The 12722-nt window shown below is 70.1% G+C and carries 13 protein-coding genes; 9 read left to right on the top strand and 4 right to left on the bottom strand.

All coding sequences use genetic code 11. From position 1 onward, the window contains the following. The coding region (locus tag E3O49_RS05595) for a DUF222 domain-containing protein (RefSeq protein WP_160141031.1) at positions 1 to 418 on the bottom strand (418 nt) is incomplete at its 3' end. A gap of 183 nt (positions 419 to 601) precedes the next feature. On the opposite strand from E3O49_RS05595, the gene E3O49_RS05600 reads away from it, so the two are divergent. The 5 genes from E3O49_RS05600 (at position 602) to E3O49_RS05620 (ending at position 4649) form a co-directional block, all read left to right on the top strand. Continuing rightward, positions 602 to 1018, top strand: coding sequence for a DUF6855 family protein (locus tag E3O49_RS05600; RefSeq protein ID WP_134410079.1), 417 nt, complete (start codon positions 602 to 604; stop codon positions 1016 to 1018). Positions 1019 to 1244: 226 nt separating this feature from the next. Next, positions 1245 to 1778 carry a single-stranded DNA-binding protein gene (locus E3O49_RS05605; protein ID WP_134366560.1) on the top strand — a complete coding sequence of 178 codons (534 nt, stop codon included), beginning with the start codon at positions 1245 to 1247 and terminating at the stop codon, positions 1776 to 1778. 215 nt (positions 1779 to 1993) lie between these two features. Further along, a complete protein-coding gene (locus E3O49_RS05610; RefSeq protein WP_244285256.1) occupies positions 1994 to 2458 on the top strand; it encodes a DUF6993 domain-containing protein in 465 nt (154 codons plus the stop codon). A 5-nt stretch (positions 2459 to 2463) separates the two neighbouring features. Beyond that, positions 2464 to 4146 carry an energy-dependent translational throttle protein EttA gene (gene ettA / locus E3O49_RS05615; RefSeq protein ID WP_134366561.1) on the top strand — a complete coding sequence of 561 codons (1683 nt, stop codon included), beginning with the start codon at positions 2464 to 2466 and terminating at the stop codon, positions 4144 to 4146. Between the two features lie 8 nt (positions 4147 to 4154). Next, positions 4155 to 4649: an acyl-CoA thioesterase gene (locus E3O49_RS05620; RefSeq protein WP_134403172.1), complete on the top strand. Its 495-nt coding sequence runs from the start codon at positions 4155 to 4157 to the stop codon at positions 4647 to 4649. Positions 4650 to 4692: 43 nt separating this feature from the next. On the opposite strand, the gene E3O49_RS05625 is transcribed toward E3O49_RS05620, so the two are convergent. After that, the gene (locus E3O49_RS05625) at positions 4693 to 5106 is read right to left on the bottom strand and encodes a QcrA and Rieske domain-containing protein (RefSeq protein WP_134366563.1); all 414 of its coding nucleotides are present in this window, start codon (positions 5104 to 5106) and stop codon (positions 4693 to 4695) included. Between the two features lie 6 nt (positions 5107 to 5112). Next, on the bottom strand, positions 5113 to 5988 hold the full coding sequence (locus E3O49_RS05630) for an acyl-CoA thioesterase (RefSeq protein ID WP_241976163.1): 876 nt from the start codon (positions 5986 to 5988) through the stop codon (positions 5113 to 5115). A gap of 67 nt (positions 5989 to 6055) precedes the next feature. On the opposite strand from E3O49_RS05630, the gene E3O49_RS05635 reads away from it, so the two are divergent. Further along, complete coding sequence (locus E3O49_RS05635) at positions 6056 to 6733, top strand: DUF8185 domain-containing protein (RefSeq protein WP_134366564.1); 678 nt, start codon at positions 6056 to 6058, stop codon at positions 6731 to 6733. Between the two features lie 33 nt (positions 6734 to 6766). On the opposite strand, the gene E3O49_RS05640 is transcribed toward E3O49_RS05635, so the two are convergent. Further along, positions 6767 to 8356, bottom strand: coding sequence for a PucR family transcriptional regulator (locus E3O49_RS05640; RefSeq protein ID WP_134366565.1), 1590 nt, complete (start codon positions 8354 to 8356; stop codon positions 6767 to 6769). A gap of 147 nt (positions 8357 to 8503) precedes the next feature. On the opposite strand from E3O49_RS05640, the gene gabT reads away from it, so the two are divergent. From gabT to E3O49_RS05655, 3 genes are read left to right on the top strand one after another with little or no spacing between them, the layout of a single operon-like run. Continuing rightward, complete coding sequence (gene gabT / locus E3O49_RS05645) at positions 8504 to 9868, top strand: 4-aminobutyrate--2-oxoglutarate transaminase (RefSeq protein ID WP_134366566.1); 1365 nt, start codon at positions 8504 to 8506, stop codon at positions 9866 to 9868. Then, complete coding sequence (locus E3O49_RS05650) at positions 9865 to 11172, top strand: Glu/Leu/Phe/Val family dehydrogenase (RefSeq protein WP_134366567.1); 1308 nt, start codon at positions 9865 to 9867, stop codon at positions 11170 to 11172. Before gabT ends, E3O49_RS05650 begins: the two co-directional genes overlap by 4 nt. Positions 11173 to 11230: 58 nt before the next feature. Further along, positions 11231 to 12694, top strand: coding sequence for an NAD-dependent succinate-semialdehyde dehydrogenase (locus E3O49_RS05655; RefSeq protein ID WP_160141033.1), 1464 nt, complete (start codon positions 11231 to 11233; stop codon positions 12692 to 12694). Positions 12695 to 12722 lie beyond the last annotated feature (28 nt).

Raw genomic sequence — 12722 nt, forward strand, 5'->3', positions numbered from 1 at the left:
ACTTCAGCAGGGCCTCCTCGAACGCGGCCTTGGCTTCGTCCGGGAGCGACCAGGCCTGGCCCATCAGCACCTGCGCGTGCCGGTAGCTGATCTGGCCCGCTCGGAGTGCGGCCATCGTCCGCGGGAGCTCACAAGTGAGTGATTCGCTCTCGGCGATCAGGGTCTCGGCCGATCGCTGCGGGATCCGGATCGTGCAGGCGAGCTCACTCACGAACTCCCGCTCGGCGACCGTGTCGGCGTCCCACCGGGACCCTGGTACCCGAGGCGCGGCATCCGCAGTCGCCGTCGCATAGCGGTGGGCTTCGTCGATGAGTTCGGCGAGCTCGGCCGCGACCCGGGCGAGCTTGCCGTGGGTCTCGCGGATGGCGTCGAAGTGCTCACCGCGTGTCTCCTGCTGTTCGATGAACGAGGGCTTCATGAGGATCACGTTACGGGTACCCACTGACATTGCCCGCGGCATCCGCCCGCCGTGCCGTGCCCTGTGGATAACCTGATCAACAGTGGAATGTGGAGGGATTGATTCATCCGCACACGGACTTCGGTTCACGGTTCTGGGAACGCGAACCTGACCCATCGCGGGGTTGTGGAGTATGAATGAGCCATGGTGACTGGAAGTGGAACCGAGGACGACCCGTGGCAGTTGGGGACCGCCCCCGGTACGTCTCGGTACACGATGTACCGGGACGAGCAGGGTGACCCACCGGCCGTCGTGTGCCAGGTGGGGGCGACGACGCTGAAGTACCGCGTGAGCGCGATCGTCGATCTGACCGCCTGGTTGCGTGAACGCGGAGACTGGGTCGCGCTCGGGGCCGCTGACGAAACGAAGCCGGCCGCCGAGGGCACGGTCGAGGCATGGGGGCGAGCCGAGAGCAACCCGGTCGGGGGCTGGTACGGCCTGCGCAAAGGGTATCGGGGCAGATTCGGCATGTACCTCCCGCCCCTGCTCGAGGCTCTGGGCCTCGTGGAACTCACCCACGAGGCACGCAACAACAGGGTGCGCGCCATCCCACAGAGTTGACGCGACCGCGCCCGGCCGTACGAGACCTGGATTCGGGTGTCGTCCCTCCCCAATTCCACGCACCGTGCGTTCTCCACACAAGCGCGGCCGGCCGACCAGTGGTGCGCCCGCCATCGCACACTCGGACTGTGCGAGCTGGGGCGGCGGAGACAGGCACGAGCCGTCGTCCCAGCTCGCATGCACCGGGTCATCCGCCCGGCGCACGACCGCGTGCAGGGAGAAGATCATGAGCGACACCATCACCGTGACCGGAATCGTGGCGACCTCGCCGCGCCACCTCGTGACCAGTTCAGGGCTGGCCATCACCTCTTTCCGGCTGGCGTCCGGCCAGCGCCGATTCGACCGCACCAAGCAGGCCTGGGTGGATGCCGACACGAACTGGTATTCGGTCTCGGCGTTTCGCCAACTCGCCCACAACGTGGTGGATTCGGTGCAGAAAGGGCAGCACGTCGTCGTGATCGGGCGTCTGCGCATCCGGGCCTGGGAGAACGCCGACCGCAACGGCACCTCGGTGGAGGTGGAGGCCGATTCCGTCGGGCACGACCTCGCCTGGTGCACCACGATCGCCCGGCGCACGGTGGCGTCCCCGGAACGTCAGCTCGATCCGTCGGCCGAGACCGCAGATTCCGCAGGTTCGGCTGAGGTCCAGTCGGAGGAGCCCGTCGAGTTGAGCCAGCCGGGCCCGCTGAGCCGGCCGGATCAGGATTCCGACGGGTTCCTGCCGGCCGGCAGCGCCACCCTGGTGAGCCTGGAGACGTAGCCGGGCGACGCGCTTCTCGGTCCGGCTCGAGGCTGGGCCGACTCGCAGCTTGGCCGGCTGGCATCTGGCAGACTCGGAGGGCTGACCGCGCCGCGGTCTCGGGAGGATGCAGCGTGCCGGCTTCACAGAGGATGGGACCCAGGCTCCATCGAACCGGCACCGGCACCCGGATCCGACACCGGACGGGCCAGGTCGGGCTGATTACGGTGCTCAGCGTGATCGCGGGTCTCGGCCTCGTCGGGTGCTCCGCCACGTCGCCGGGACCGACTTCGGCTCGGACATCGGCGCCCTCGGCGACCCCGTCGGAGAACGCCACCCCGTCCCCAAGTGCGGCGCCGGTGGCCGCCCCCGTGCTGCGGCCCGAGCTTGACGCCGCGGCCAACCTCGACTATTTCGACGCCGTCGCAGCCGCGGTCGTGGCCGCCGATTCCGGCGCCGGCGGGCGCGCGTTCATCGACGCGCTCGCCCGGGGCGGCTTCGACAAGGCCCAGATGTCCGTCACCTTCGACGACACCAGCGCCGAGCTCGCCGCGGACTCGATCCAGTTCGCCGTGCGCATGGGCGAAGAGTGCCTGATCGGACAGAACGGTCCGGCCACCGGCGGCTATCACGGCGCCGTCCTGCCGGTGCTGGGTTCGGGAACGTGTCTGGTCGGGGTCACGCGCCAAATAGACTGGTAAGCACTATGGCTGAATTTATCTACACGATGGTCCGCGCTCGCAAGGCGGTGGGCGACAAGCTCATCCTCGACGACGTCACCATGTCATTCTTCCCCGGCGCCAAAATCGGAATCGTGGGGCCGAACGGCGCGGGAAAGTCCACGATCCTCAAGATCATGGCCGGACTGGACACCCCCAGCAACGGCGAGGCGAAGCTCTCACCCGGCTACACGGTCGGCATCCTGATGCAGGAGCCCGAACTCGACGAGACCAAGACCGTCCTCGAGAACGTGCAGGAAGGCGTCGGCCCGATCAAGGCCAAGGTCGACCGGTTCAACGAAATCAGCCTCGCCCTCGCCGAACCCGACGCGGACTTCGACGCCCTGCTGGCGGAGATGGGCACCCTGCAGGAAGCCATCGACGCGGCCGACGCGTGGGACCTCGACTCCCAGCTCGAGCAGGCGATGGACGCCCTCCGCACCCCGCCGGGAGACTACGCCGTCGCGGACCTCTCCGGTGGTGAGAAGCGCCGCGTGGCGCTGACCAAGCTGCTGCTGCAGAAGCCCGACCTGCTCCTCCTCGACGAGCCCACTAACCACCTCGACGCCGAGAGCGTGCTCTGGCTGGAGCAGCACCTCGCCCAGTACCCCGGCGCAGTCCTCGCCGTCACCCACGACCGGTACTTCCTCGACCACGTGGCCGAGTGGATCGCCGAAGTGGACCGCGGCCACCTGTACCCCTACGAGGGCAACTACTCGACCTACCTCGAGAAGAAGCAGGAACGACTGCTGATCGCGGGCAAGAAGGACGCGAAGATGGCCAAGCGCCTCGCGGACGAGCTCGAGTGGGTGCGCTCGAACGCGAAGGGCCGTCAGGCGAAGTCCAAGGCGCGCCTCGCCCGTTACGAAGAGATGGCGGCGGCTGCCGAGAGCACCCGCAAGCTCGACTTCGAAGAGATCCAGATTCCCGTCGGACCGCGCCTTGGCGCCCAGGTCATCGACGCCAAGAAGGTCAAGAAGGGCTTCGGGGACCGGGTCCTGATCGAGGACCTCTCCTTCACCCTCCCGCGCAACGGCATCGTCGGCATCATCGGCCCGAACGGCGTGGGAAAGACCACCCTGTTCAAGACCATCGTCGGCCTTGAACCCCTCGACCAGGGCGAACTGAAGATCGGCGAGACCGTCGACATCTCCTACGTCGACCAGAGCCGAAGCGGCATCGACCCGAACAAGTCGCTGTGGGAGGTCGTCTCCGACGGCCAGGACTACATCCAGGTCGGCAAGACCGAGATCCCGTCCCGCGCCTACGTCTCCACGTTCGGGTTCAAGGGTCCGGACCAGCAGAAGAAGGCCGGCGTGCTCTCCGGTGGAGAGCGCAACCGCCTGAACCTGGCGCTCACCCTCAAGCAGGGCGGCAACCTGCTGCTGCTCGACGAGCCCACTAACGACCTGGACGTCGAAACGCTCGGCTCGCTCGAGAACGCGCTGCTCGAATTCCCCGGCTGCGCCGTGGTGATCACTCACGACCGGTGGTTCCTCGACCGGATCGCGACCCACATCCTCTCGTATGAGGGCACCGACGAAGACCCGGCCAACTGGTACTGGTTCGAGGGCAACTTCGAATCGTACGAACAGAACAAGATCGCTCGGCTCGGCCCGGATGCCGCCAAGCCGCACCGTTCCGCGTACCGCAAGCTCACGCGCGACTAGGACCCCGGATGAAGCTGCACGTTCCCGTCCGGCTGCGCTGGTCAGACCTTGACGCGTACGGCCACGTCAACAACGCCGAGATGCTGCGCCTCCTGGAGGATGCGCGGATCCAGGCGTTCTGGCCGGACGAGGACGGCACCGGCCCCGGGGCCGAAGGCGGCACCGCGGTGCTGGACGGGCGGCCGGGGGCGGCGACGCTGACTCTCATCGCGCGACTGGAAGCCGAGTACCTCGCGCCGATCCCGTACCTGAGACAGCCCGTGGACATCCGTCTGTGGCTGGGCAAGCTCGGCGGCGCCAGCCTCGAGGTCTGCTACGAGGTCTGGAGCCCGGTCGGCGTCGAGCCGGCGAAGCTGTACGCCCAGGCGAGCACCACGATCGTGCTCGTCGATGCCGTGACCGAGCGCCCGCGCAAGATCAACGAGGTCGAACGAGCCGCCTGGGCGCCCTACGTGGACGAGCCGATCAGGTTCACCCGGCGCGCGTCCCTGCCGGAGGCCTGAGGCCCGGGCTTCGCCGACGGGGTGGTTCAGCCGGCAGAGGCAATCAGCCCGCGGAGACGGTGTCGTCGGTGACGGTGACCTTCACGGATGCAAGCGCGGTCGTCGCCGGTCCGGCGAGGACCTCGCCGGTGGCCGCGTCGAATTTGGACCCGTGGCAGGGGCAGTCGAATTTCTTGTCCAGGGGTTTGACGACGCAGCCCTGGTGGGTGCAGATGGCGCTGAACCCGACCACGGTGCCCTCGGTCGGCTGGCTGAGCATGATCGGCTTGCCGTTCAGTTCGGCCACGATCGAGCCGCCCACGGGAATGTCGGCCAGCTTGGCGACCTCGACCGGCCCGCCGGAGCCCGCCCCGCCCGAATCGGGGGAGCCGGTGCTGCAGCCGACCAGGGCCACCGCTGTTCCGGCGGTGCCGAGCAGGATCGCGCTGCGGCGGGAGATGTCGGTGGGCTTCGTCATATCGGTCTACTCCGCGTTGGTGGGCACGCGCAGCATGCCCTCCTGGGCGACCGTCGCCAGGAGCAGGCCGGACCGGCTGAAGATGCTGCCGGTGGAGAGCCCGCGTCCGCCCTGGGCGGTCGGGGAATCCTGCACGTACAGCATCCACTCGTCGGCCCGGCCGAAGCGGTGGAACCACATCGCGTGGTCGAGGCTGGCGACCTTGAGCCCCGGCGTGGCCCAGGCGATGCCGTGCCGCCGCATGATGGGCTCCATGATCGAGTAGTCGCTCGCGTAGGCCAGCGCCGCCCGGTGCAGGTCGGGGTCGTCGGGGAGCGGCCCGAGGGTCTTCATCCACACGGCCTGGCGGGACGTGTGCTCGCCGTTCACCGTGAGGTAGATCGGCGAGGGAACGTGCCGCATGTCGAAGGGGCGCTCACTGGCCCAGTACCGGGCGATCGAGTGGTCGACCTGCGCGAGCGATTCCGCGGCGGTCGGGAGGGATTCCGGAGCGGGGAGGTCGGAGGGCATCTCGATGTGGTGTTCGAGCCCCTCGTCCACGTCCTGGAAGGACGCGATCATCGACAGGATCGGGTGCCCGTCCTGGTAGGCCTGTGTGCGGCGGGTGGAGAAGGAACGGCCGTCGTGGATGCGGTCCACAGAAAAGGTGATCGGCTGGCCCACGTCGCCGGGGCGCAGGAAGTAGCCGTGCATGGAGTGCACGTGCCGGTCGTCCGGCACGGTCCTCATCGCGGCGACGAGGGACTGGGCGAGCACCTGTCCGCCGAAGACGCGGCCGAGCGGCATCCACTGCGACGGGCCGGTGAAGATGTCTTCGCTGGTGCGGGCTCCCGTGTCCGTGAGGTCGAGAGCGGTCAGGAGACCTTCCATTTGGATATCCATGCGGCCTCCTCAGGCGGGCGACGCAGGGTCCGGACGGCCCCGCGCGTACTTGGTAGTTTAGGAGTAGATGAGCAAGTCATTTTCTCTCCCAGACTCCCTGTCCCTTCGCGATCTTCAGGTGTACCTCTCCCGTGCCGGCCGGGTGGAGGACGGTTCCGTGCGCCTGATCCAGGCTGCGGGCGTGCTCGCCGTCTACACCGCCATCCTCTATCCCCGCGGCCTGCTGGACTCCAGCCCGACCGTGCTGGGCCTGCGCACGTTCGCGCTCACCGCCCCGGTCGACCTCGACGCGGTGGTGCCCGTGCGCTCCCTCCTCGACCGGCTCGCCCGGCTGACCGCGGCGGTGTCGGAGCCGGAGGCTGCGGTGACCGTGACGGTGCCGCTCGAGGTGACCACGGTGACGTGGGCCGGGATCTCGCCGCCCACGGGCGGCTGGACCCTGCTGGGCCAGACGGATGCCGCGCTGCTCGAGGGTGCCGCGAAGACCGGCATCGAAGAAGTCGCCGCGGTCATCCCGTCCGGGACCGGCGCGCAGATCGTGCAGCGGGTGCGGTCCGAGGTCTGGAGCCGCCCGATCCCCGGCCTGGAGATCGTGCCGTCCGGCGCCGCCTTCGCCGCCGTCAGCCTCGGCTTCCTGGCGAAGGACGAACCCGTGCGCCTGTACGAGACGGGCCTGTGGACCCGGATGAGCACGAGCCGCGGCCACATCCTGGTGCGCCGCAAGTCCTGGTCGCTCCAGGCCTGATCCGCCTCACCGAGTCCGCCTACCCGAGTCCGCCTACCCGAGTGGGGCGTCCCCGGCGGCCAGCAGGGCCGCCCAGAGGTCGGCCCGCGCGTGGAACGTGCCGAGGTCCCGGCCGAGCAGAGCCTCGGCCTGGTCGATCCGGCCACGCACGGTGTGGCGGTGCACCCCCAGTTCGGCCGCGGCCGGGCCGAACTGGCCGTTCTGCTCGAGCCATGCCCGGAGGGTCCCCAGCAGCGCCGTGCCGTGCGCGGCATCGTGGTCGGAGAGCGGCCGGAGGGTGGCGCGGCCGACTTCGGAGGCATCCGTGCGGGCCAGGAACGCCAGCACTCCCTGCCGGGAGATGACCTCGAACTCGACGATTCCGGGGGCGCCCTCGTTGGATCGCTCGAGCGATTGCCGGGCCTGGGCGACCAGATGCTGCAGTGACGGGTAGCCGCCGTGGTCGGACACCCCGACGTGCAGCCCGAAGCTCACCAGCTCGTCGAGGAGCGGACCGCCGGTCTGGTCGACGCAGAGCATGACCGACCTGCCCTCGCGGGCGAAGAAGAGCTGCCCGGGTCGTTCCTCCACGCGCAGCTCGAGGAACTCGGTCAGGGCGTCCAGGCGTTCGGGCAGGGGCTCGACGATGGCGATCCGCACCGGCTCGTGGGGGAGCGGCCCCCACATCTCGCGGGAGATGGTCTGGGCGAGCTCCACGTCCCCGCCGAGGAGCGCGTGCAGCAGGCCCGAGCGCAGGTGGCCGCGGGCACGGTCCAGGGCACTGTTCTGCTCGAGCGCGAGCCCGGCCATCGCGATGACGCTGGTCACCACCTCCTGGCTTGCCTGGTCGAGTTCGGTGGCACCGCCGAGGGCCAGCACACCGCGGAGCTGGTCCCGCCGGCCCAGCGTCTGCAGGGTCAGGGTCTCGCCGCCCTCGTCGAGGGTGGTGCTGGCCCGCTGCCCGCGGTGCAGCAGCCGGGCGGCCTCCTGCTGCACCCGGGCCAGGGAGCCCCGGGAGTTCGCGCCGCCCGAGGCCGCGAACGTGTCCCGCGGGAAGACCCGGTCGAGGGCGCCGCTCGCGTCGAACAGCGCCACCCAGTGGTTCAGCTGCCGGGACAGTTCGCTGAGCGTGGCGCTGAGGCCGTCCGGCCGGAGGGCGGCGAGCGAGATCGCACGCTGGGCTCCGAGCGCCCAGGTGTGCCGGGCGTAGCGCAGCTCCGCGACGAGGTCGCCGGCCGCGCGGGCGACCGCGATGAAGGGCGTGCCGTAGGGCACCTCGACCAGGGGCAGGCCGTGGGCGAGGCAGGCGGCGACCAGCGGATCGGGCGTGCCGTCGCGCACGACCTCGGTGCCGAAGCCGAGGGCGGCGATGCCGCGGGCGCGGAGCCGCGACACGTACTCGGCGTAGAAGGCATCCGTCGTGCCCTCGGCGGCGAACTGAGTGCCCGTGGTGAGCAGCACCTGGCCGGCGGAGAGGAACGGCGTCGGGTCGGCCAGGTCGGAGCTGTGCACCCATTCCACGGACTGCTCCAGCGCCTGGGCCGGCAACGATGCCTCGGGTGTGAGCAGGCGCAGCCGCAGACCCGGCTGGTCGAGCAGGCGGCGCAGGGGCGGCAGCAGCGGCGGGGCCGCGATCGGGGACATGGACCAAGTGTACAAGATGGCGGATTACTCCCATGGGAATGTACAGAATGGCGGGTGCCGGCGCACCGCGAGCCGCCATAGAGTGTGGCAATTGGCATCGTCGCCGGCAGCGCGCCGATGCATCTCGGTCCCAGAACTGGAGCAGCCATGACCATTGTCGAATCCCTTGCCCAAGAAACCCCCGTCGGCGGACCCTCCCTCCCGCAGGAGCGACGCCTCGTCACGGCGATCCCCGGTCCGAAGTCGCAGGAACTCAGCGCCCGCAAGGCGCAGGCCGTCTCGGCCGGCGTGGGCGTCACCCTGCCCGTGTACATCGTGGCCGCCGGCGGCGGCGTGCTGGTCGACGTGGACGGCAACTCCCTGATCGACCTCGGCAGCGGCATCGCCGTGACCGGGATCGGCAACAGTGCCCCCGAGGTGGTCGCGGCCGTCGCCGCCCAGCTCGCCCAGTTCACGCACACCTGCTTCACCGTCGCGCCCTACGACTCCTACATCGCCGTGGCCGAAACGCTCAACCGGCTCACCCCCGGCGACCACCCCAAGCGCAGCGCGCTGTTCAACTCCGGCGCCGAGGCCGTGGAGAACGCGGTCAAGATCGCCCGGCACTACACCGGCAAGCAGGCCGTCGTCGCCTTCGACCACGCGTACCACGGCCGCACCACGCTCACCATGGGCCTGACGGCCAAGAACCAGCCCTACAAGAACGGTTTCGGCCCCTTCGCCGCGGAGATCTACCGCGCGCCGATGTCCTACCCCTACCGTGACGGCGGCCTGGACGGCGTTGCCGCGGCCACCCGCGCCATCTCCCAGATCGAGAAGCAGATCGGGGCGGACAACCTCGCGGCCCTGATCATCGAGCCGATCCAGGGCGAGGGCGGCTTCATCGTTCCCGCCCCGGGCTTCCTGCCCACCCTGGTCGCGTGGTGCCGCGCCAACGGGGTCGTCTTCATTGCCGACGAGGTGCAGACCGGCTTCGCCCGCACCGGCGACATGTTCGCGAGCGAGCACGAAGGCATCGTGCCGGACATCATGGTGATGGCCAAGGGCATCGCCGGCGGCCTGCCCCTCTCCGCCGTCACCGGCCGGGCCGAGATCATGGACGCCCCCCAGGTCGGCGGCATCGGCGGCACCTACGGCGGCAACCCGCTCGCCTGCGCCGCGGCCCTCGCGACCATGGAAAGCTACGAGAAAGACGACCTGGCCCGGCGGGCGCGGGACATCGGCGTCATCATGACCGGTCGACTGAACGCACTGCGGGCCGTCGACAAGCGCGTCGGCGACGTACGCGGTCGCGGTGCCATGATCGCGATCGAACTCGTCGACCCGGTCACCGGCGACCCGGATGCCGCCCTCACCGGCCGCATCGTGTCCGCCGCCCACGCGCAGGGAGTCATCCTGCTCACCTGCGGCACCTACGGCAACGTGATCCGCTTCCTGCCGCCGCTGAGCATCCCCGACGCCCTCCTGGTCGAGGGCCTGCAGGTTCTCGCGAGCGCCCTGGCCGCCGCATGAGCCTGCTCGAGGCCGCGCCGGCGCCCCTGGCGCTGCCGCAGGCGACCCCGCAGGCGACCCCCCTGGCCACCCCGCTCGACGACGCACGCTCCCAGCTCCGCGCCGCCATCGGCGTGCTCGGCTACAGCGACGGCCTGCACTCCCTGCTCGCCACCCCGCGGCGCGAGATGACGGTCGCCGTGCCGCTCCGCCGCGACGACGGAACCACCCGCCTCTTCACCGGCTACCGGGTGCAGCACAACCTGTCCCGCGGCCCCGCGAAGGGCGGCCTGCGCTACAGCCCGAACGTCACCCTCGACGAGGTGCGTGCCCTCGCCATGTGGATGACCTGGAAATGCGCCCTGCTGGACGTGCCGTACGGCGGTGCCAAGGGCGGAGTCACCATCGACCCCCGCCTGTTCTCCCAGCCCGAACTGGAACGCGTCACCCGCCGCTACACCAGCGAGATCCTGCCCATCATCGGCCCGGAGAAGGACATCCCGGCACCCGACATGGGCACCGACGAGCGCACCATGGCCTGGATCATGGACACCTACTCCGTCAACGTCGGCTACACCGTCCCCGGGATCGTGACCGGCAAGCCGATCAGCCTGGGCGGCTCCCACGGCCGCGCCAGCGCCACCTCGCGCGGCGTTACCCACATGGCCATCGCGGCGTTGAAGCACCGCGGCATCCGTCCCGAAGGGGCGACCGCGGCGGTGCAGGGCTTCGGCAAGGTCGGTCACGACGCCGCCGTCTTCCTCACCGACGCCGGCGTGCGCGTGGTGGCCGTGAGCGACCAGTACGGCGCCGTGTACAACGCCGCCGGCCTCGACTTCGAACGGCTCAGCGCGCACGTCGCCACGACCGGCAGGGTCGTCGGCTTCGCCGGGGCCGAACCGATCGACGGGGACGCCCTGCTCGAACTGCCCGTCGACCTGCTCGTGCCGGCCGCCGTCGAAGGCGTGCTGCACGAGGGCAACGCGGCGCGCGTCACCGCGCGGGTCATCGTCGAGGGTGCCAACGGCCCCACCTCGCCCGCGGCCGACGCCATCTTCGCCGCCAACGGGCAGCTCGTTGTGCCCGATATCCTCGCCAACGCCGGCGGCGTCATCGTCTCCTACTTCGAATGGGTGCAGGGCAACCAGGCCTACTGGTGGAACGCCGCGGAGGTCGAGCACAAACTGGCCGAACGGATGCTCGCCGCCTGGCACCAGGTCGTCGACTACGCCGCCGCCCGCGACCTGTCCCTGCGCGCCGCCGCCACCGTGCTCGCCGTCGAACGGGTCGCGGAAGCGCACCTGCTGCGCGGCCTCTACCCCTGATCCCAGTCCGGCACCGTCCCCCCTCCTGCATTACCCGCATCGCATCGGAAAGAGAATCATCGTGTCCACCCGTGAAACCGAACTGCTCGCCCGCGTCCCGGCCGGCCTCTACATCGACGGCGCCTGGCAGCAGGGCGGCGGCGAGCCGATCGACGTCACCGACCCGGCGACGGGCGTTGTGCTCAAACAGATCGCCAACGCGGATGCCGCCGACGGCATCCGTGCCCTCGACGCGGCCGTCGCCGCGGCCGACTCGTGGGCGGCCACCGCGCCGCGGGTGCGGGCCGAGATCCTGCGCCGCGCCTTCGACCTGCTGCAGGAGCGCCGCGACGACTTCGCCCTGCTGATGACGATGGAGATGGGCAAGCCGCTCGCCGAGGCCAACGGCGAAGTCACCTACGGCGGGGAGTTCCTGCGCTGGTTCAGCGAGGAGGCCGTGCGCATCAGCGGCCGCTACGGGCTGAACCCCGAGGGCACCGGCTCCATGGTCGTGTCCCAGCGGCCGGTGGGCCCGTGCCTGCTGATCACGCCGTGGAACTTCCCGCTCGCCATGGCCACCCGCAAGATCGCCCCGGCGCTCGCCGCCGGCTGCACGGTCGTCGTGAAGCCGGCCGAGCTGACCCCGCTGACCACCCTGTTCTTCGTGCAACTGCTCGAGGACGCGGGCGTCCCGGCCGGCGTCGTCAACGTGATCACGACCTCGGACTCGTCGACCGTGGCCGCGCCGATCATCGCCGACCCCCGGCTGCGCAAGCTCAGCTTCACCGGGTCCACCGCCGTCGGCCGCAAGCTGATCGTGCAGGCCGCCCAGGGGGTGCTGCGCACCTCGATGGAACTGGGCGGCAACGCCCCGTTCGTCGTGTTCGAGGACGCGGACCTGGACAAGGCCGTCGAGGGCGCCATGCTGGCGAAGTTCCGCAACATCGGCCAGGCCTGCACCGCGGCCAACCGGTTCATCGTGCACGAGTCGGTGGCGGGCGAGTTCGCCCGCCGCGTGGCCGACCGGGTCACCGCGCTGAAGATGGGCCGCGGCACCGAGTCCGGCGTCACCATCGGCCCCCTCGTCAACGAGGCCGCCGTCGCCGGCACCGACGCGCTCGTCAAGGACGCGCTGGCCCACGGCGCCACCCTGCTCACCGGCGGGGTGCGCCCGGCCGGCCCCGGCTCCTTCTACGAGCCGACCGTGCTGACCGGCGTCACGCCGGGCAGCGCCATCCTGAGCGAAGAGATCTTCGGCCCCGTCGTGGGCATCGTCACCTTCACCGACGAGGCCGAGGCCGTGCGTTTGGCCAACTCGACCGAATACGGGCTGGTCAGCTACGTCTTCACCCAGGACCTGGCCCGCGGGCAGCGGATGATCGCCCAGCTGGACACTGGAATGATGGGGTTGAACACGGGGTTGGTTTCCAACGCCGCGGCCCCGTTCGGCGGCGTCAAACAGTCCGGTCTCGGCCGGGAAGGCGGGCTCGAGGGAATCCACGAGTACCTGTCCACCAAGTACACGCTCATCCCGGTCTCCTGACCGTTCATCGACTCCCACCATCCGCGGC

This window comes from Cryobacterium shii, from assembly GCF_004402595.1.
GTDB classification, from domain to species: Bacteria; Actinomycetota; Actinomycetes; order Actinomycetales; family Microbacteriaceae; genus Cryobacterium; species Cryobacterium shii.

Coding starts and splice junctions, on each gene's coding strand:
- gabT (WP_134366566.1), top strand. CDS start 8,504: ATGACCATTGTCGAATCCCTTGCCCAAGAAACCCCCGTCGGCGGACCC.
- E3O49_RS05635 (WP_134366564.1), top strand. CDS start 6,056: ATGAGCAAGTCATTTTCTCTCCCAGACTCCCTGTCCCTTCGCGATCTT.
- E3O49_RS05600 (WP_134410079.1), top strand. CDS start 602: ATGGTGACTGGAAGTGGAACCGAGGACGACCCGTGGCAGTTGGGGACC.
- E3O49_RS05640 (WP_134366565.1), bottom strand. CDS start 8,356: ATGTCCCCGATCGCGGCCCCGCCGCTGCTGCCGCCCCTGCGCCGCCTG.
- E3O49_RS05625 (WP_134366563.1), bottom strand. CDS start 5,106: ATGACGAAGCCCACCGACATCTCCCGCCGCAGCGCGATCCTGCTCGGC.
- ettA (WP_134366561.1), top strand. CDS start 2,464: ATGGCTGAATTTATCTACACGATGGTCCGCGCTCGCAAGGCGGTGGGC.
- E3O49_RS05605 (WP_134366560.1), top strand. CDS start 1,245: ATGAGCGACACCATCACCGTGACCGGAATCGTGGCGACCTCGCCGCGC.
- E3O49_RS05630 (WP_241976163.1), bottom strand. CDS start 5,988: ATGGATATCCAAATGGAAGGTCTCCTGACCGCTCTCGACCTCACGGAC.
- E3O49_RS05650 (WP_134366567.1), top strand. CDS start 9,865: ATGAGCCTGCTCGAGGCCGCGCCGGCGCCCCTGGCGCTGCCGCAGGCG.
- E3O49_RS05620 (WP_134403172.1), top strand. CDS start 4,155: ATGAAGCTGCACGTTCCCGTCCGGCTGCGCTGGTCAGACCTTGACGCG.